This is a genomic window from Aureimonas sp. D3, from assembly GCF_001463805.1.
Classification (GTDB): Bacteria; Pseudomonadota; Alphaproteobacteria; order Rhizobiales; family Rhizobiaceae; genus Aureimonas; species Aureimonas ureilytica_A.
Genome location: NZ_BBWM01000005.1, coordinates 154,739 through 173,455, shown reverse-complemented (window position 1 = coordinate 173,455; position 18,717 = coordinate 154,739). Strand labels below are relative to the sequence as shown.

Sequence of the window (18,717 nt, the reverse complement as noted above, 5' to 3'; positions counted from 1 at the left end):
CCTATAGCCTGTGCCTGCAACGTGGATATCAGGTCGCGGACCTGTCGGTGGTCTATCCCATCGCGCGTGGAACCGCCCCAATGCTCTCGACGCTTGGAGCTTTCCTCATCCTTGGGGAAACGCCATCCGGACAGGGCTTGGGGGGACTGCTTCTCGTGGTCGCCGGGATCGGCCTTATCTCCACGCAGGGCGACCTATCCGCATTCAGGCTTCCCGGCGGGCAATCCGGCGTACGTTGGGGCACAGCAACGGGTGGCTTGATCGCATCCTATACGGTGGTTGACGCCTATACCGTCAAGTCGCTTGGAATCGCGCCGGTCATACTGGACTGGTTCTCGAACCTGCTCCGTTTTTTCCTTCTGGCGCCACTAGTGATTGCGAACCCACGCCGCGCTATTGAGGCCATGCGTGGCTATTGGTGGGTTGCGGTCGGTGTCGGACTGCTCTCGCCACTCTCATATATCCTCGTGCTAGCGGCGCTGACCTCGGGCGCGCCACTCAGCATGGTCGCTCCCATGCGAGAAATGTCGATGATGGTCGGCGCGCTCATGGGCATGGTGATCCTGCGCGAGAAGGTTGGGCCATGGCGGCTCGCGGGCTGCGCAGTACTGATCGCCGGCGTCATCCTCCTGTCGGGAGGTTGAGCGCATGTCATGGCTCGCTCGGATCACCCGCATGATCTTTTGTATCTGGCCGGAGCGGCATCGTCAGCACCGCGCGCTCCGATACATGGACCCCGATCAGCTCGATGATCTTGTGATCACGCGTAGCACGGCAATTCGGGAAAGCCGCAAGCCTTTTTGGCGATGATGGATTGTCGATGCTAGGCCGGTTGCGCTGCGAAATCACGCTAAGGACGTTGGCTTCTGCCTATTCCAGCAGGGGTGCCGCGACCGCGTGAGCGCGAATGCGGCACGCTACAGGCCGCCAATCACACTCCAGAGTTCGCCTAATTCCGGGCCACACGAGTGCCCGGAACCCAGCCGCGAACCACGGAGGGTTCCATGCCCGCGCAAAGACGCCGCGCTCCAAGAGGGCGGCCCCGCCATGCAGCGCCAAGGGCGCTCCCCGACGACCTTTACGACTATCACGACGACCCAGCGCGACAGCGGCGCAACCCATCGCTGGACGCATCGGACATCGAGAAACTGTCCATCTCCGACGATTGGCCCGAGCGCGTTCCGGTCACGGTAGCCGAAGTCGATATTTTCGAACGCTATTTCGGCGACGTTCTCGATCGGCTCTTCCACCCGGTCGCAGCACCGAAGGTCGATGAACCCGCCTTGCATTCGTTACCATCTGATGGTAACAATAAGTCGTGAGTGAGGATCGTGATCCGAGCCTCGACATGCTTCTCGACCTCGACGGTCAAGTGCTCGTCGTCGATCCCGAGGGCGGTCATTGGGTGAAGTTCATCGTCACCCGCGTTCCGGCGTCGCCGGAAAAGTCGCACGGCCTCGACTACTCGCTCACGCTTCACGGGCCTTCGGGCGAACGGCTGGTCGGTTTCGATAACGCCCATCCGGTCGGTCGGGGTAGGCGCGGCGAACCGATGGACCATCGCCACCGTCTCCAGACCGTGAAGCCTTATGCCTGGGAAGACGCGGCCACGTTGCTGGCCGACTTCTGGCAGGCGGTGGACGCGGTATTGAAGGAGCGGGGCGTGTTATGACCACATTGAAAGTCGGGATCGCCGACTACGAGGAAATGAAGGCCCGCACGATGCGGATCGCGAAGGGCGAGGAAAAGCCTGCACCGGACGATCCCAAGGTCTGGTTCACCTCAACAGAATCCTTCGCGCAAATCCTGTCCAGCGGAAACCGCGAACTGCTGCGCGTCATCCACGACCAGGCTCCCGCCTCGCTGGAGGAGCTGTCGCAGATCACCGGACGGACAAAGCCCAGTCTGTCGCGAACCCTCAAGACGATGGCGACCTACGGGCTTGTCCGCATGGAGCCGGGCCAGGGCCGAAAGCTGGTGCCGAAGGTGCTGCATGACCGCGTGACGCTGGAATTACCGCTGCTGCATCAGAGCGAAGCGAAGGGAGGCCACGCATGAACGTTCAGAACCTGAACGTGGCGCAGCGCGCCGCCCTCTATCTGCGCGTCTCGACCACGCGGCAAGCCGAGCATGACGTGTCGATCCCCGATCAGCGCAAGCAGGGCGAAACCTATTGCGCCGCACGGGGCTATCAGCTCGTCGAAACCTTCGTGGAGGCCGGCGCGTCCGCCACCAACGATCGCCGCCCCGAGTTTCAACGGATGATCGAGGCCGGCACGTCGAAGCCCGCACCGTTCGATGTCGTCGTGGTCCACTCGTTCAGCCGCTTCTTCCGCGATCATTTCGAACTGGAGTTCTACGTTCGCAAGCTGGCGAAGAACGGCGTCAAGCTCGTCTCGATCACGCAGGAGATGGGCGACGATCCCATGCACGTCATGATGCGCCAGATCATGGCCCTGTTTGACGAGTATCAGTCGAAGGAGAACGCCAAGCACGTTTTGCGCGCCATGAACGAGAACGCCCGTCAGGGCTTCTGGAACGGCGCGCGGGCCACCCATCGGCTATCGCATCGTCGCGGCTGAACAGCGTGGGTCGAAGATCAAGAAGAAGCTGGAGATCGATCCGCTTCACGCGGAAACGGTTAGGCTCATCTGCCGCCTGTTTCTCGAAGGCGACGGCACGTCCGGGCCGAAGGGCGTCAACGCCATCGCGACCTATCTCAACGAGCGCCGCATGTTCACCCGTGACGGCGGGAAGTAGGGCCTGGCGCAAATCCACGCGATCCTGACCCGCACGACCTATATCGGCGAGCATCGGTTCAACACGCGCTCGCATAAGGATCGCGAGAAGAAGCCGGAGAGTGAAGTGGCGGTCATGGCGGTGCCGCCGCTGATCGAGCAGGAGACGTTCGACGCCGTTCAGGCGCGTCTCAAATCCCGCAATCCGATGGTGGTGCCCGCACGGGTGTCGAGCGGGCCGACGCTGCTGACGAGCATCTGCTTCTGCGCGAAGTGCGGCGGCGCTATGACCCTTCGCACCGGCAGGGGCAATGGGGGGCAGTACACATACTATACCTGTTCGACCAAGGCGCGGCAGGGCAAGACCGGTTGCGAAGGCCGTTCGATCCGAATGGACAAGCTCGACCATCTGGTCGCGGGCCATCTCGAAGAGCGCCTTCTCCAACCGAAACGGCTGGAGACGATCCTGTCGAGCCTTCTCGACCGCCGGCAGGAGCGGGCGGAGCGCCGCCGCGAGCATCTGGCGGAGCTGAACCGGCGGATCACCGAAACTGACCAGCGCCTCAACCGGCTCTACGACGCGATCGAATCAGGCGTCGCCGAACTCGACGATGCGGGGCTGAAAGACCGGATCGCCAATCTGAAAGCGATCCGCGACCAGGCCACGGCCGACGCCGAGCGGATACGGATGACGCTCGACGGCTCCGGCGACCTGGCCGTGACGCCGGACATGATCGACGCCCTTTCGCAAGCCGCGCGCAGCAGCTTGCGGATCGAAGGAGGCGGCTATCTGCGGGATCACCTGCGCGCCTTCGCCCAGCGCGTCGAGGTCGCCGATGACGAGGTTCGCATTATGGGGAGGAAGTCGGACCTGCTTCAAACCCTCGTCGCCGCTTCGAGCGGGGAAACGGCGGCTTTTGCGGTTCGCAGTTCTGTACTGAAATGGCGCGCCCGAAAGGATTCGAACCTCTGACCCCCAGATTCGTAGTCTGGTGCTCTATCCAGCTGAGCTACGGGCGCCGATGAAGCGGGAGAGGCGTTGGCCTCTGCCGTTCGTGAGCGCTTGGTACCCCGCACCTCGGCGGATTGCAAGCGCGTTGTCGGAAGAATGCGAAAAATCTCTGCAAGTGTCTGAGATTATGAGAAGATCGGAATTCTTCAGGCAAAGCTGCGGGGTAGGTCGATCTCGAATCGCGCGCCAGCGGTCGCGTCGTCCGAGAGACGGATCGTGCCCCCATGCGCCTGGACGATCTCGGCCGCGATGGCGAGGCCAAGCCCCGTGCCGCCGGCACGGGTCGATCCACGAAACGCCTGGAACAGGTTTTCGCGCGCCCGCGCGCTCACCCCCGGCCCCGTGTCCTCGACGACGATGCGATCACCATCGGGAAGGGCCGTGGCTGAGACGGTGACGCGGCGCACCACGGCCTCCGCCTCGTCGCTGTCGATCGACTGGATGGCATTGCGCACGAGGTTCGACAGAACGCGGAAGAACTGCTCGGGGTCGAGGTCGAGTTCCAGATCGTCGGGCACGCCGTTGACGAGATCCACCGGGCGCTCGGGCGACAGGCTCTGGCTGTCCAGAACTTCGCCGACCAGCAGACGCAGGTGAACGCGCCGACGCTTGGGCTGGCTTTCCGAGGCGCGACCATAGGCCAGAACCGACTGCGTGTAGTCGAGGGCGCGATCCAGCGAGCGGATGAGGGCAGGGGCGAATCGCTGGACCTGCGCGTCGGGCAGGGTCGAGAGGCGATCGGAAATCAGCTGCGCGGAGGCGAGAATATTGCGCAGATCGTGATTGATCTTGGAGACGGCGAGGCCGAGATCGGCGAGATGGCGTTGTTCGCGCAGCGTGCGCGCGAGCGTGGCCTGCATGGCGGCCAGCTCCGTTTCGGCAATGCCGATCTCGTCCTCCCGCGCGCCGGGGCGGATGACGCGCTCTGGGTCTTCGGGCATTCGCCCGAAGCGCTGCATGGCGGCTACCATGCGCCGGATGGGCCGCAACAGCGAATAGTTCAATGCGCCGAACACCAGCGCGCCCACGAAACTCGCGATGGAGAGCGAGAGAAGGAATATGTTGCGCGAATAAACCAGCATGGCGTGATGCAGCGGGCGCTCGTTGATCACGATTTCGCCGGACATGCTGCCGTCGCCGATCGGGCCGATCAGGCGAATGAGGCGGTTGCCGCCCGACACGAGGGCTTCGAAGCTCATGCCGATCGAGGACGAAGCGTCTTCCTCGCGAAGATCGACCGTGCGGCTGACCGGGCCGAGATCGCTGGCGCGCGCGAGAAGCTTCGTCTCGCCCGGCCGCCTGATCGCGACGAGCCGCGCGTCGAGCGCTTCGAGAAGGTCGGCTTCTTGTTCTGGCGTCAGGAGAAGGCCCGCATCGCCGAATTGCGCGACGAGCGAGGCGACCGAGACGGTTTCGAGCTTCGCCTCCAGCCATTCCTGCCGGAAGCGCGCGATGGAGGGCACGAAGATCAGAACTTCCGCCGCCATCACGGCGAGGGCGGTGACGGCGAACAGGCGCACCGACAGGCGATGGCGCCAGCGCGGGCGCTCCAAAGGCGCCATGTCCGCTTTATCGACGCGATCGATCATGATCCGCTTGAGCTGCCTTCGTCTTGCGCCATCGCTGACGCTACTCTTACCTTCCGTTTAGAATGGCCGGGCGCGAATGTCACGAAACCGTGCGGAATCGATGATCCCCAGGGATTTCGCGCCGGATCGTCACCGAACTGTCGGCGAGCCTCGCTAACGTTGAACGTTAAAGCGGCGGCGAGAGCCCGGCTGCGGATTGACTTTGCGCCCCATCTGCCGCACAAGGCCGGCCGAAGACCGAATGCTGAGCCGCGAAGGTTTGCCTTTGCCGGCCATCTTGCGCGTTCGACAGATCTTGAACCATTGACGTTGCCAGAGGCCCGCACGACGCGGGATATTGACGATGAAGCGCACTTACCAACCCTCCAAGCTCGTCCGCAAGCGTCGCCACGGCTTCCGTGCCCGTATGGCGACCGTCGGCGGACGCAATGTGATCGCGGCTCGCCGCGCCCGCGGCCGCAAGCGCCTTTCGGCCTAAGCGGCCGATCAGGCCCGCGAGGGATAGTCCCATCGCCAGCCGTTTGAAGACGCGCGCCGAATTTCTAGCGGTGCGCAAGGGCCGTCGATTGAACGGCCCTTTCTTTTTGATCGAAGCTCTGGACCGGGCCGATGGCGCGCCGCCGCGCTACGGCCTGACCGTGACGCGCAAGGTCGGCAATGCCGTCGAGCGCAACCGGATCCGCCGCCGCCTGCGCGAGGCGATCCGAACCCGTTGCGGGGCTGACATGGCGACGGGCTTCGATTATGTGATCGTCGCCCGCCGCGATCTTCTCTCGCTGCCTTTCGAAACGCTGACCGGCGAATTGTCGCGACGTGTCTCGAAGGTCAAGGCAGCGGAGCGGACGTCGCAAAAGCCCCCTTCGGGAAGTGAATAATGGAAAACAGCCGCAATTTCCTGATCGCCATGGCGCTTTCGATCGCCGTATTGATCGGGTGGCAGTTCTTCGTCATCAGTCCGCGCTCGGAGGCGCAGCGTCAATTGGAGCAGTCGCAGCAGGCGACGCTCCAGACGCCGACGACTCCGGCCGGAACGGCGCAGGACCCTGCCGTCTCACCCGCCGGGCGCGAAAGCGTGGTGCCCACCTCGCAATCGCCCGAGGTGACAGGCCAGACGCGCGACACGGCGCTGGCGGCCAATCCCCGCATTCCGATCGACACGCCCTCCGTTTCGGGCTCGATCAACCTTCAGGGCGCGCGGCTCGATGATCTGCGCCTCAAGGGCTATCACGAGACGGTCAGCGATTCCTCTCCGACCATCGTGCTCCTGTCGCCCGAGACGATCGGCAAGGACGCCTATTTCGCTGAGCTCGGCTATACCGGTCAGAATGTCGGCGCGCTGCCCGGGCCGCAGACGCTCTGGACGGCGACGCCCGGCCAGACGCTGACGCCCGCAACGCCGGTCACGCTGACGGCGACCAACGGCCAGGGCCTCACCTTCACGCGCACCATCTCGGTGGACAACAAGTTCATGTTCACCATCGAGGATCGGGTGGCGAACACGAGCGGCGCGCCGGTCGCGGTTTCGTCCTATGGCCGCGTCGTGCGCTTCTCCAAGCCTGAGGTCGCCTCCGCCTATGTCCTGTTCGAAGGGCTGCTCGGCGTCTTCGGCGATGATGGCCTGCACGAGGTGAAGTATCACAATATCGAAGAGGAGAAGGAGACCAATCCGCCCTCCGCTTCGAACGGCTGGCTCGGCATCACCGACAAATACTGGGCGACCGCGCTGATTCCGCCGCAGAACGACGGCACGTTCCAGCCCCATTTCCGCTACTCGGCCGACGGCCGTTCCTACTACCAGTCCGACTATCTCGAACAGCCGGTGACGATCGAGCCGGGCGCGACGGTCAGCACTTCGTCGCGTGTCTTCGCGGGTGCCAAGGTCGTGGACGTCATCAACGGCTACGAGCATGATCTTGGCATTCGCCAGTTCGGCCAGTTGATCGACTGGGGCTGGTTCTACTTCATCACTAAGCCCATGTTCTGGGCGATCGACCATCTCTACACGCTGACGGGCAATTTCGGCGTCGCGATCCTCCTCATCACCGTGATCCTCAAGCTCTTCTTCTTCCCTCTGGCGTCGAAGAGCTACAAGTCGATGGCCAAGATGAAGACCGTGCAGCCCAAGCTCACCGAGCTGCGCGAGAAATATGCCGACGACCGCGCCAAGCAGCAGCAGGAGATGATGCGCATCTATAAGGAGGAGAAGATCAACCCAGCGGCAGGTTGCTGGCCGGTTCTGGTCCAGATCCCCGTGTTCTTCGCGCTCTACAAGGTGCTCTACATCACGATCGAGATGCGGCACGCGCCCTTCTTCGGCTGGATCCACGATCTCGCCGCGCCCGATCCGACGAGCCTCTTCAACCTGTTCGGCCTGATCCCGATCACCTTGCCGCATCTTCTCATGGTCGGCGTCTGGCCGATGCTGATGGGCATCACGATGTTCATCCAGATGCGCCTGAACCCGACGCCGCCGGACCCGGCCCAGCAGATGGTGTTCACCTGGATGCCTGTCATCTTCACCTTCATGATGGCCTCCTTCCCGGCCGGCCTCGTGATCTACTGGACCTGGAACAACACGCTCTCGATCACCCAGCAGTCGATCATCATGAAGCGCCACGGCGCGAAGATCGAACTCTGGGACAATCTCTCCGGCATGTTCCGCAAGAAAAAAGCCTGACGTCTCCAGCGCGAGACAAGAAGAGCAAGCAAGCCGCCGGCCACGCCGGCGGCTTTTTCACGAGGCGGATTGGACCGGGTGCCTGCCGCTATGATAGGCAGGACCCATGCTGTCCGGTCCCGACCCCCTGGCGATCCATCCCGCGCCCGCGCACCAGCGGATGGTGTTCCTGAAAAACGTGGTTACCGATCCCAAGATCGAGATCGGCGACTACACCTATTACGACGACCCCGAGAACGCGCTGCTCTTTGCCTCGCGCAACGTGCTGCACCATTACGATTTTCTGGGCGACAAGCTGCGCATCGGGCGCTTCTGCGCCATCGCCACCGGCGCGCGCTTCATCATGAACGGCGCGAACCACGCCATGACCGGCTTCTCCACCTATCCGTTCAACATTTTCGGGAACGGATGGGAGGAGGGTTTCGACATCGCCACTATCACCGCCGGCCTGCGCGGCGACACGGTGATCGGCAACGATGTCTGGATCGGCGCGGAAGCGGTGATCATGCCGGGCGTCACGATCGGCGACGGCGCGATCATCGGCGCCTTCAGCGTGGTGACGCGCGATGTCGCGCCTTATGCCATCGTCGCGGGAAATCCGGCGGTGGAGCGCCGCCGTCGCTTCGAGCCTGAACTCGTGGAGCGCCTTCTGCGCGTCGCCTGGTGGAACTGGCCGGTCGAGCGCATCACGAAACATCTGGCAGCCATTCGCGGCGCCGACATCGACGCCCTGGAGCGAGCCGAATGAGCGAGACACACGCAAGCGACACCCATCAGCCGAACGAAGACCAGCGCCTGTTCTTCGCGCGCCCCTGGGTCTTCATCCGCGGCGTGCCGGCCATGAAGTTTCTGCCGCCCGAAGGCCCCCCCGAGGTCGCCTTCGCCGGGCGTTCCAATGTCGGCAAGTCGTCGCTGATCAACGGCATCGTCGGCCAGAAGGGCTTGGCGCGCACGTCCAACACGCCGGGCCGCACGCAGGAGCTCAACTATTTCGTGCCGGACGGCTACTCGGGGGAGGGGGCGGACCTGCCGCCCATCGCCATCGTGGACATGCCCGGCTACGGCTATGCCAAGGCACCCAAGGAACAGGTCGATGCCTGGACCAAGCTCGTCTTCGATTATCTGCGCGGGCGTGCGACGCTCAAGCGCGTCTTCGTGCTGATCGACTCGCGCCATGGCATCAAAAAGAACGATCTGGAAGTCATGTCGCTGCTCGACAAGGCGGCCGTCTCCTATCAGATCGTCCTGACCAAAGCCGACAAGATTTCCGCTCTCGCGCTGCCGAAGCTGGAAGCGGCCACGCGCGAACTGATCCGCAAGCGCCCCGCGGCCTATCCGACGATCATCTCCACTTCGTCGGAAAAGGGCTTCGGCATGGATGACATCCAGTCCGAGATCGCGAATTTCGCGTTGAACGGCTGACCCCTAGCCGAAGGGGTTGTTCATCAGAAACGGCAGGAGCGCGCCCGGAAAGAGCCTGGGCTCGCCGCGCGCCAAAGCCTCGATTTCGAACCAGCGGGCGGTGCAGAGCGTCCCGTCCCCCTCGGGATAGATGACGCCGCCATCGGTCGGAATGTTGCAGTCGAGAAGCCGGATCGGCGCGGCAAACAGGAATTCGTGGCGGGTCTCGCCATCCTTCTCGTAGAGACTCTCAAAAACCGTCCAGTCCCCGGTGATCTCGATGCGGGTATCGAGTTCCTCTCGGAACTCGCGGGCGAGTGCGTCCTCGCGCGTTTCGCCATATTCGATGGAGCCGCCGAGCGGGCGCACGCCGCGCAGACGCCCCAGATCGTCCGTCACCTCAAAGGCCAGAAGGCGCCCGTCCTGGAAGGCGAGGCCGATCACCTTGGTCTTAATGCGTTTGCGCCGACCCGCCATCCTCAAGCTTCCACGCCGTAGCCGGCCATGAACAGCCGGACGCCGGAGGCGACCACCTGCCGGATTTCGTCCGGCGTCGGGTCGGGCGCTTGGTCGTCGAAGAAGCGCCGGCGCAGAAGGCCGGCGGTGGCGAGCTCTATGAATTGCGCGGCCGCCATGGCGGTGTCCTCGATCCGCAGCGTTCCGGCCTCGCAGGCGCGGTCGAGATAGGCGGTCAGCAAGGCATGGCCGCGCTGCGGGCCGTGACGGTAGAAATCGCGCCCGAGCTGGGGCATTCGGCTGGCGACGGCGATCACCGTGCGCTTGGCGTGCATGGCCTCCGCACACAAGACAATCTCGGCGAGCCGCGTGCCGAAGCGCGTCAGCGTATCGGCCGGATGCTCGGTTTCCACCAGAAGCGCTTCGACTTCCGAGAAATAGCGGTCGCGCTCCTGATCGATCAGAGCGGCGAACAGCTCCTCCTTGGAGCGGAAATAAACGTAGAGCGTCGATTTCGACACGCCCGATTCGCGCGTGACATCGTTCATCGAGGCCGCGTCGAAGCCCATGCGCACGAAGGCGCGGCGCGCGCCTTCAAGGATCTGCCGCCGCTTGGCGGGATCTTCGCCGGCGGGGCAGCGGCCATCGGCCTGATGGGTCGACGGAGAAGCGGCGAGGCTCATGAGAGCGGTCCTTCGCGGTATTTTAAGCGTGACGGATTATTTTGAAGAGCAACCCGCCTGCCAGCTTGAAATGCCTATGGATCACGGTTATGTCAACGTCGAACCGAACGGTTCGGTTCGATTGGGGTTTCAAAGATGACCAAGTCCGCCACTGACGCGCCCGACGCGACGGAACGCGCCCCGACCGACCGGCCGGCCCGCACCGACGCTCCCAAGCTGGAAATCGTCGGCCGCAAGAACGACGCCGCGCCCGCGCAGGCCGCAGAGGCCAAACCTGCCGCCGCGCAGCCCAAGAAGAAAGGTGGCCTGAAGAAGCTCATCTTCGGCGCGCTGCTTCTGGGCGCGATCGGCGGCGGCGCTTGGTACGGCCATCAATGGTGGATGAACGGACGCTTCATGGTGACGACCGACGACGCCTATGTCGGCGCCGATATGGCGATCCTCTCGCCCAAGGTCACCGGCTATATCCAGTCCGTTCCCGTCACCGAGAATCAGAGCGTGAAGGCGGGCGACCCGATCATCGTGATCGATGGCGGCGACTACGCGCTGGCGCTGCGCTCCACCGAAGCCAAGATCGCCGCGCAGAACGCGACGATCACCCGCATCAAGGCGCAGCAGGCCGCGGCCGTGCAGCAGGTGGCCGAAGCCGAAGCCAATCGCGAAGCGGCTGTCGCGGCGGTCAATCAGTCCGATCTCGACCTGCGCCGCGCCAGCGATCTGGTACGCTCCGGCACCTCGGCCCAGGCCCCGCTCGATCAGGCCCGCTCGGCCAAAGCGCAGGCCGACGCCAAGCTGGCCGGCGCGGACGCCTCGCTCTCGGCCGCCAAGGCCAATGTCGCGGTGTTCGACGCGCAGATCACCGAGGCCGAGGCGGCATTGCCGAGCCTTGAGGTGGCCCATGATCAGGCCGAGCGCGATCTGTCCTTCACGACGATCCGCGCGCCCTATGACGGCGTCGTCGGCAATCTCTCGGCCCAGCCGGGCGATCTCGTGTCGCCGGGGCGTCGTCTGGCGGCCATCGTCCCGCTCGATCAGGTCTATGTGGACGCGAACTTCAAGGAAACGCAGCTCCACCAGATTGCGCTCGGCGAAAAGGTGCGCATCGAAGTCGACGCCATGCCGGGCGTCGAGGTCGAGGGTAAGGTCGTCTCCCTTTCGCCCGCTTCCGGTTCGGTCTTCTCGCTGCTGCCAGCCGACAACGCGACGGGCAATTTCACCAAGATCGTGCAGCGCGTTCCCGTGCGCATCGAGATCGACCGCGCGGACGAGCAGGCGAGCCTCCTGCGCCCCGGCCTCTCGGTGACGGTCGCGGTCGATACGCGCACCGCGCCGGGCGCGGTCAAGAGCGCCGAGGCGAAGTAAAACGGAAGGCTAGAGGTGGGGAGACCCGCCTCCGGTCCCCATGATGCGATGCCCTTGCCTGTGGAAGCCGATGCGCTCCCACGGGCACCATGCCCTTGTCTCCGCCGCCGCGCCCCTTCGCGCGCCGACGCCTGTTCGTTTCCGTGGCCGGGCGAGATGCTCGGCGGGAGCCAAGCCCCATGTCCTCCGTCACAGCCGATTCCAAACTGCCTGCCCGCCCCGCCGCGCCGACATCGGGCGGCGGCGACACGATTCCCATGCGCCGAATGCTGGCCTTCATGGCCATGGTCTTCGGTATGTTCATGGCGATCCTCGACATTCAGATCGTCTCGGCATCGCTTGCGGAAATCCAGGCCGGCCTATCCGCCTCGACCGACGAGATCGCCTGGGTGCAGACGGCCTATCTGATCGCCGAAGTGGTGATGATCCCGCTATCGGGCTTTCTGGCCCGCATGATGTCGACGCGCATCCTCTTCACGCTGGCGGCGGCGGGCTTCACGCTGTCCTCGGCGCTCTGCGCGACGGCCACCAATATCGATCAGATGATCTTCTACCGCGCCATCCAGGGCTTCATCGGCGGCGGCATGATCCCGAGCGTCTTCGCGGCCGCCTTCACCATCTTCCCCCCCTCCAAGCGCGTCGTGGTCTCGCCCATGATCGGCCTCGTGGCGACGCTGGCTCCCACCATCGGCCCGACGGTCGGCGGCTATCTCAGCCATGCCCTGTCCTGGCACTGGCTGTTTCTGGTCAACGTGCCCTTCGGCATCCTCGTGACGCTGGCGGTCTGGAACCTCGTGGATTTCGACAAGCCGGAATGGTCCCTCTTTTCCAAGTTCGACTGGTTCGGCCTGCTCGGCATGGCGGCCTTTCTCGGCTCGCTCGAATATGTGCTGGAAGAAGGCCCGCTGGACGACTGGTTCGAAAGCAAGACCATCGTCGTCATGAGCGTGATCCTCGTGGTCGGCGCGGGGCTGTTTCTCTACCGCGCTTTCACCGCCAAGGAGCCGATCGTTGATCTCACGGCCTTCACCAACCGCAATTTCGCCTTCGGCTCGCTCTTCTCCTTCATCATGGGCGTCGGGCTTTATGGCCTGACCTATCTCTACCCGGTCTATCTCGGCCGCATCCGGGGCTATGATTCGCTGATGATCGGCGAGACCATGTTCGTCTCGGGTCTGGCGATGTTCTTCACCGCGCCGCTCTCGGGAAAACTGTCTTCCAAGCTCGATCCGCGCGTCATGATGGCCATGGGCTTCTCGGCCTTCGGCCTCGGCACCTGGCTGATGAGCGGGCTGACGCATGACTGGGACTTCTACGAGCTTCTGATCCCGCAATTGCTGCGCGGCTTCGGGCTGATGATGGCCATGGTGCCGATCAACAATATCGCGCTCGGAACCCTGCCGCCGCAGAAGATGAAGGGCGCGTCCGGCCTCTACAATCTGACGCGCAATCTCGGCGGCGCGGTGGGTCTTGCCATCATCAACACGATGATCAACGACCGCACGGTCCTGCACTATGATCGCTTGGCCGAGCGCGTGCGCTGGGGCAGCCAGGTCGCTGAAGACCGGCTGAACGACATGGCCTCCAGCTTCAACGCGGCCGGTCTCGACGGGGCCAATGTCGCGCTCAAGCAGATGAGCGGCCTCATTCACCGCGAGGCGAGCGTCATGGCCTTTTCGGACGTGTTCGTGATGCTGACGGGGTTGTTCGTTGCGCTCTGCTTTCTGACCGTCATGATCCGCCGTCCCTCCGCCAGCGTGAAGGTGGATGCGCACTGACGATCAGAGGCCGGGGCTGCCTCAGCCCCGGTCGCGCAGCTCGGTCAGCTTGGTCTGGATTCGTCGGAAGACGTCGCGATAGGCGTCGAGAATCTGTCCCCGGCTGCCGTTGACGACGGACGGGTCGGGCATCGGCCAGAATTCCACGGCCGTGGCATCCGCCCCGGTCGCGCTCATGGCGGCGTGATGGGCCTCGGGCGACAGGGTGATGACGAGGTCGAAATAGCCGTCCCCCAGATTCTCCCATTTCTGCGGCTTGCGATCGCCGAGCGACAGGCCCTGCTCGGCCAGGATCACGTCCACGAACGGATCGCGCTCGCCGTCCTTCACGCCGACCGAGGCGATATAGATGGAGGGCGGTAGCACGGATCGGGCGATGGCTTCGGCCATGGGCGAGCGGATCGAGTTCGCGCCGCAGACGAAAAGGATGGAATCGACCTTGCGAGCGGGGGAGGGAGCGCTCATGCCGTGTATGCCTCCCGGTGTGTGATGGTCTCGGCGTTCAACCCGCTGGCCTCCCTCACGTGCGCCGATGCAGAACGCAGATCAGCGTGAAGAGACGCCGCGCCGTGTCCTTGTCCAGTTCGATCTTGCCCTTCAGCCGCTCGCGCAGGAGGTCCGATCCGTCATTGTGTATGCCCCGCCGGCCCATGTCGATCGCCTCGATCTGCGAGGGCGTCGCCGTGCGGATCGCCTCGTGATAGCTGTCGCAGATCAGGAAATAGTCCCGGATGACGCGACGGAAGGGTGTCAGCGAGAGAATGTGAACGGCCAATGGCTGGCCGCCCTCGTCCGTGACGTCGAAGACGAGGCGGCGGTCGGCCAGCGCGAGCTTCAGCCGAAAGCGTCCGCCGGGATGACCTTCGAGGTCGAAGAGGTTCTCCTCGATCAGGTCCACGATCGCGACGGCGCGATCATGCTCCACATCGGGCGCCGCGCGCCCGATCGATTCATCGAGGTCGATCGAAACCAGGCGTCCGCGCTCCATGAGGTCCTCTAGAGATTGAGCCGGATGGCGACGGATCGCCCATGCGCGTCGAGTCCTTCGACGCGGGCAAGTTCGATGGCCGAGGGGCCGAGTTCGCGCAGCGCCTCGGCCGAAAGCTTGAGGATCGAGGTGCGCTTCACGAAATCGAGCACCGAAAGGCCGGAGGAGAAGCGCGCCGAGCGCGCCGTCGGCAGAACATGGTTCGATCCGCCGACATAATCACCGATGACTTCGGGCGTGTGGCGGCCGAGGAACACGGCGCCGGCATTGCGGATGCGGGCAAACAGCGCGTCCGGGTCGTCGGTTGCGATTTCCAGATGCTCGGCGGCGATGCGGTCGGCAAGGGGTGGGGCGTCGCGCAGAAGATTGTCCACCACGATCACCGCGCCGAACTCGGCCCAGCTCGCGCTGGCGGTTTCGGAGCGCGAGAGCGTTTGAAGCTGTCGCTCCACGGCCGCTTCCACGCGGGCGGCGAGGTCTTCGCTATCGGTGAGCAGGATCGACTGCGCCGCCCGGTCGTGCTCGGCCTGGGCCAGAAGATCGGCGGCCAGCCAGTCCGGGTCGTTGTCGGCATCGGCGATCACGAGCACTTCGGACGGACCGGCGATCATGTCGATGCCGACCGTGCCGAAGACCTGCCGCTTGGCGCTTGCCACATAGGCATTGCCAGGGCCGACGATCTTGGCGACGGGGCGAATGCTTTCCGTGCCATAGGCCAGCGCCGCGACGGCCTGCGCCCCGCCGACGCGGTAGATCTCGGACACGCCTGCGATGCGCGCGGCGGCCAGCACCAGCGGGTTGAGCGCGCCGCGCATGGCCGGCACGACCATGGCGATGCGCTCGACGCCCGCCACCTTGGCCGGCACGGCGTTCATCAGAACGGAGGAAGGATAGCTCGCCGCCCCGCCCGGCACATAAAGGCCGACCGATTCCACCGCCGTCCAGCGCGAGCCGAGCTCGGCGCCGATCGCGTCCGTGTAGCGGTCGTCCTTCGGCATTTGCCGGATATGGTGGCTTTCGATGCGGCGATGGGCGAGGTCCAGTGCGGCGCGCGTTTCGGGCGGCGTCGCCTCCAGCGCGGCCTCGATCTCGCTCTCCGGCACGCGCAGCGTCTCGGGCGTCAGTTCCAGATGGTCGAAGCGCGCGGTCAGCTCGATCAGCGCCGCGTCGCCGCGCCGGCGCACGTCCGACACGATCTCGCGCACGGTGGCCTCGACATCCACCGAGGCCTCGCGCTTGGCGGCCAGAAGCGCGCGGAAACGCGGTTCGAAATCCGGTTCGCTGATATGGAGCCGTTGCGGCACGTCAGGCCCTCTTTCCCGGCGCGCCGTCCGCTCCCGTCGCCCGTGTCAGCCCTTGTCGTGGTCGGGCCGCGACGGGGTGCTCCAGGCGGCGCCGAGATCGGTCAGCTGCGCTTCGATACATTCGACATCGAGCCTTATCGCGGCACCGCCCGCGAACACAAGGTCGATCGTGCCCGAAGGGTCGTCCGTCACGCTCCAACGAATGGCGAGAAGCGCCAGCACGGCGTCCTCGTCACCCTGTGCGAAGCCGCTGCGCTTGACCGATGTCACGCGGTCGAAATGCAGGACACTGCGCCGACGCTCGTATTCGCCCTTCCGGCGAAACAGGCCGCGACGAGGCGGCGCCTTTTCCCAGACGAAGCGGTTCATCGGCAGGGTGAACTGCCGGCGCGCGGCCGAGAAGCTGATGTCGCCGAGCCGAATCACGGCGTCCTGCACATGGGCCGACACGATGTCGAGATCGCCCCGATCGAGCGCCATCAATCGAAGAAGGTCCATTGCGACTGCTGCTCCTCATTGCTCTGCCGCATAGGAGCTAGGGCATTGCGCGGCAAAGTGCGACGGCCGAGACTGAAATCCAGCGCGGTTTCAGTTGCTTTCTGGCTTGCGATACTGCTCCCCCACCCGGCCGAACTCGCCCTGAAGCCGGCCGAGCGCGATCTGGATGTGGTAGAGGCCGATCAGGATCGAGCGCGAGCGCAGCGCCAGCGCCACCGAGCGCGGCGGGGCGGCGAGCGCGAGGGCCAGGCTCTTGGCGAGCGTTCGCGCGCGCCCGTCGCGCCCGCGCTGCACCAGCGTCGAGAGCGCGCCGTTGCGCAGCGAGCGAGCGTTGATCCAGGAAAACTCCGTGCGCCGCTTCGGAACGACCTCCCGCACCGCGGCCTCGCGGCACCAGCCGAAGCGGAAGCCCGCTTCGCGGCAGCGTGAGAAGAGATCGGCGTCGCCGCCGCCCGTGAAGTTGAAGCGCGGGTCGAACAGGGGCTCGCCCATGCGCTCCAGAACGCTCGCGCGAATCGCGACATTGCCCGACGACACCAGCGTCGGCACCGGCCCGCTCGCCTCGAAGGGCGGGCGAAACACGGGATGCTCCGCCAGCCTTTGCTTGGCGGCATCCTCGAACACGGGAATCTGCGGCGCGCCGGTGACATCGACGCCAAGGCGATCCAGCGCCGCTAGATGGGCCTCGATCCAGTCCGGGGTGGCTTCCTCGTCATCGTCGATGATCAGTGCCACCTGAAGCGCGGGATAGAAGCGCCGCGCGGCGGCAAAGCCGGCATTATAGGCAGAGCAATTGCCGCGCTCATGCGCCACCACGACGAGGCCGGTCAGCGATCCGCTTTCGAACAGCGGGCGCGCCGCCTCCAGCCCTTCGCGCCCCTCGGAATCGTTTTCCACGAGCACGATCGCGAAAGGGCGGTGTGTGGTCTGCGCTTGGAGCGACGCCAGCGTGCGCAGCACGAGATCGGGCCGACGGAAGGTCGGCACCACGATCACGACATCCCGCTCCGCCCCATGATTCGGCGACAGGGCTTCGACCGTCACGGCGGATGGCAGGCGATCGAGGGGCAGGGGCGTGGGTTCCATGGGGGAAACTTGCCGCAAATCGATGAATGATCCTTCAAGAGCTTCCCCCGCGTCATCACCCGATTGACGGATCGCTCCCACTGCCGTGATAGATGTCACCTTGAAACGATCGGCTGAGGCCTGTCGGTAGGGGAGCCCAGGCGCGGACAGATCGATGCCCTTTTCCATCGCGCTCGTGACATCATCCTATCGCGGCGATCTGGAACGCTGTCGCCTCCTGTGCGACAGCGTGGACCGCTTCGTGACCGGCCATGCCATCCACTACATTCTGGTCGAGGCCGCCGATCTCGCCGCCTTTCGCGTCTTCGAGGGGCCCAAGCGCAGGGTCGTGTGCGAGCGGGATATCCTGCCCGTCTGGCTTCGCCCGATCCCCGATCCGCTCGATCGACGGCGGCGGCTCTGGTTGTCTCCCTTCGGCCTCCCGCTGCGCGGCTGGCATGTGCAGCAGCTTCGGCGCATCGCCATGGGCGCTGCCATGGCGGAAGACGTGCTGGTGTCCCTGGATTCCGATGTCGTGTTCGTGCGCCCCTTCGATGTCGGCCATTTCCGCCAGGGCGAGGCGGTGCGCTTCTATCGCCGCGCCGAGGGTTTGGCGGCGGTCGAGCCCGCGCGCCGGGCCGAGCATGAGCGGTGGGCGCGACGAGCGGCTCGGCTTCTGGGCCTCGCGCGCGAGCCCGTTCCAGCTGCGACCTACATCACCACGCTGATCGCCTGGCGTCGCGATACGGTTCGAGACATGCTGGCCCGCATCGCCCGCACGACGCATCGCCCGGCCATGATGGCGCTGGTCAGTTCACGCGCCCTGTCGGAATGCACGATTTATGGCCGCTTCGTGGACGAGGCGGAGGAGCGGCCGGAGCGCCACGTGGCGACCGACGAGCGGCTCTGCGCGGTTTACTGGGACGGGCCGCCGCTGGATGAGGCAGGCCTCGAACGCTTTCTGACCGGACTCTCGCGCGAGCAGGTGGCGCTGGGACTTCAGTCCTTCACCGGCACGGACCCCGCCATCATCCGGCGCGTCGTCGGCATCTAAGAGCTCGTCCGAAAAGTCCGCCGGGTCGGCTCGGGGGTGCTTTTCGTCCCCCACTTCGTTGCCGATCCTCGCCGATGCCGCCGGCATCGACTGCGTTCGGCGCCTCGTGAGT

Annotated in this window: 20 protein-coding genes, 1 tRNA gene and 1 pseudogene; 13 read left to right on the top strand and 9 right to left on the bottom strand. The window is 65.0% G+C overall.

Annotated elements, in window-relative coordinates; all coding sequences use genetic code 11:
* From AUL36_RS02775 to AUL36_RS02755, 5 genes and pseudogenes are all read left to right on the top strand, one after another.
* On the top strand, positions 1-644 hold a 644-nt coding region (locus tag AUL36_RS02775; protein ID WP_062217713.1), incomplete at its 5' end, for an EamA family transporter.
* Positions 645-1,004: 360 nt separating this feature from the next.
* Positions 1,005-1,322, top strand: a complete 318-nt coding sequence (locus AUL36_RS23105) for a hypothetical protein (protein ID WP_082655467.1) — start codon at positions 1,005-1,007, stop codon at positions 1,320-1,322.
* Positions 1,323-1,348: 26 nt separating this feature from the next.
* A complete protein-coding gene (locus tag AUL36_RS02765; RefSeq protein WP_244497009.1) occupies positions 1,349-1,672 on the top strand; it encodes a toxin-antitoxin system TumE family protein in 324 nt (107 codons plus the stop codon).
* Positions 1,669-2,058, top strand: coding sequence for an HVO_A0114 family putative DNA-binding protein (locus tag AUL36_RS02760; RefSeq protein ID WP_062217702.1), 390 nt, complete (start codon positions 1,669-1,671; stop codon positions 2,056-2,058). The genes AUL36_RS02765 and AUL36_RS02760 overlap by 4 nt, the downstream gene beginning before the upstream one ends.
* Positions 2,055-3,711, top strand: a pseudogene (locus tag AUL36_RS02755) (recombinase family protein). The gene AUL36_RS02760 and the pseudogene AUL36_RS02755 overlap by 4 nt, the downstream one beginning before the upstream one ends.
* Here the strand turns inward: AUL36_RS02755 and AUL36_RS02750 are convergent.
* Together AUL36_RS02750 and AUL36_RS02745 are read right to left on the bottom strand one after the other, a co-directional pair.
* Positions 3,682-3,758, bottom strand: a tRNA-Arg gene (locus AUL36_RS02750). The pseudogene AUL36_RS02755 and the gene AUL36_RS02750 overlap by 30 nt on opposite strands.
* 138 nt (positions 3,759-3,896) lie before the next feature.
* Positions 3,897-5,339, bottom strand: a complete 1,443-nt coding sequence (locus AUL36_RS02745; RefSeq protein WP_062217699.1) for a sensor histidine kinase — start codon at positions 5,337-5,339, stop codon at positions 3,897-3,899.
* A gap of 343 nt (positions 5,340-5,682) precedes the next feature.
* Here AUL36_RS02745 and rpmH point away from each other — a divergent pair, with 343 nt between their 5' ends.
* From rpmH to yihA, 5 genes are all read left to right on the top strand, one after another.
* A complete protein-coding gene (gene rpmH / locus AUL36_RS02735; RefSeq protein ID WP_058600041.1) occupies positions 5,683-5,817 on the top strand; it encodes a 50S ribosomal protein L34 in 135 nt (44 codons plus the stop codon).
* A 43-nt stretch (positions 5,818-5,860) separates the two neighbouring features.
* Complete coding sequence (rnpA, locus tag AUL36_RS02730) at positions 5,861-6,214, top strand: ribonuclease P protein component (protein WP_153003714.1); 354 nt, start codon at positions 5,861-5,863, stop codon at positions 6,212-6,214.
* Positions 6,214-8,016, top strand: coding sequence for a membrane protein insertase YidC (yidC, locus tag AUL36_RS02725; RefSeq protein ID WP_062217696.1), 1,803 nt, complete (start codon positions 6,214-6,216; stop codon positions 8,014-8,016). The genes rnpA and yidC overlap by 1 nt, the downstream gene beginning before the upstream one ends.
* A 106-nt stretch (positions 8,017-8,122) precedes the next feature.
* Complete coding sequence (locus AUL36_RS02720; RefSeq protein WP_153003715.1) at positions 8,123-8,764, top strand: CatB-related O-acetyltransferase; 642 nt, start codon at positions 8,123-8,125, stop codon at positions 8,762-8,764.
* The gene (gene yihA, locus AUL36_RS02715; RefSeq protein WP_062217693.1) at positions 8,761-9,438 is read left to right on the top strand and encodes a ribosome biogenesis GTP-binding protein YihA/YsxC; all 678 of its coding nucleotides are present in this window, start codon (positions 8,761-8,763) and stop codon (positions 9,436-9,438) included. The genes AUL36_RS02720 and yihA overlap by 4 nt, the downstream gene beginning before the upstream one ends.
* Before the next feature lie 3 nt (positions 9,439-9,441).
* Here yihA and AUL36_RS02710 read toward each other — a convergent pair whose 3' ends face one another.
* Both AUL36_RS02710 and AUL36_RS02705 read right to left on the bottom strand, forming a co-directional pair.
* Positions 9,442-9,894 (bottom strand): NUDIX domain-containing protein, encoded by a 453-nt coding sequence (locus AUL36_RS02710; RefSeq protein WP_062217690.1) that lies wholly within the window; start codon positions 9,892-9,894, stop codon positions 9,442-9,444.
* A gap of 2 nt (positions 9,895-9,896) precedes the next feature.
* On the bottom strand, positions 9,897-10,556 hold the full coding sequence (locus AUL36_RS02705; RefSeq protein ID WP_062217688.1) for a TetR/AcrR family transcriptional regulator: 660 nt from the start codon (positions 10,554-10,556) through the stop codon (positions 9,897-9,899).
* A gap of 135 nt (positions 10,557-10,691) precedes the next feature.
* On the opposite strand from AUL36_RS02705, the gene AUL36_RS02700 reads away from it, so the two are divergent.
* Positions 10,692-11,918 (top strand): HlyD family secretion protein, encoded by a 1,227-nt coding sequence (locus AUL36_RS02700; protein WP_062217685.1) that lies wholly within the window; start codon positions 10,692-10,694, stop codon positions 11,916-11,918.
* A 179-nt stretch (positions 11,919-12,097) separates the two neighbouring features.
* Entirely contained in the window at positions 12,098-13,696 is a 1,599-nt protein-coding gene (locus AUL36_RS02695) for a DHA2 family efflux MFS transporter permease subunit (protein ID WP_062217682.1), read from the top strand.
* A gap of 21 nt (positions 13,697-13,717) precedes the next feature.
* Here AUL36_RS02695 and AUL36_RS02690 read toward each other — a convergent pair whose 3' ends face one another.
* From AUL36_RS02690 to AUL36_RS02670, 5 genes are all read right to left on the bottom strand, one after another.
* Entirely contained in the window at positions 13,718-14,161 is a 444-nt protein-coding gene (locus tag AUL36_RS02690; protein WP_062217679.1) for an arsenate-mycothiol transferase ArsC, read from the bottom strand.
* A gap of 55 nt (positions 14,162-14,216) precedes the next feature.
* A complete protein-coding gene (locus AUL36_RS02685) occupies positions 14,217-14,684 on the bottom strand; it encodes a UPF0262 family protein (protein WP_058600050.1) in 468 nt (155 codons plus the stop codon).
* A gap of 8 nt (positions 14,685-14,692) precedes the next feature.
* Positions 14,693-15,988, bottom strand: coding sequence for a histidinol dehydrogenase (hisD, locus tag AUL36_RS02680; RefSeq protein WP_062217676.1), 1,296 nt, complete (start codon positions 15,986-15,988; stop codon positions 14,693-14,695).
* Positions 15,989-16,033: 45 nt separating this feature from the next.
* Complete coding sequence (locus AUL36_RS02675) at positions 16,034-16,486, bottom strand: DUF2948 family protein (RefSeq protein WP_062217673.1); 453 nt, start codon at positions 16,484-16,486, stop codon at positions 16,034-16,036.
* A 90-nt stretch (positions 16,487-16,576) separates the two neighbouring features.
* Positions 16,577-17,572, bottom strand: coding sequence for a glycosyltransferase family 2 protein (locus AUL36_RS02670; RefSeq protein ID WP_062217669.1), 996 nt, complete (start codon positions 17,570-17,572; stop codon positions 16,577-16,579).
* 154 nt (positions 17,573-17,726) lie between these two features.
* Between AUL36_RS02670 and AUL36_RS02665 the strand changes: the two genes are divergently transcribed.
* Positions 17,727-18,605, top strand: coding sequence for a DUF6492 family protein (locus tag AUL36_RS02665; protein WP_062217665.1), 879 nt, complete (start codon positions 17,727-17,729; stop codon positions 18,603-18,605).
* The last annotated feature ends 112 nt before the right edge of the window (positions 18,606-18,717 follow it).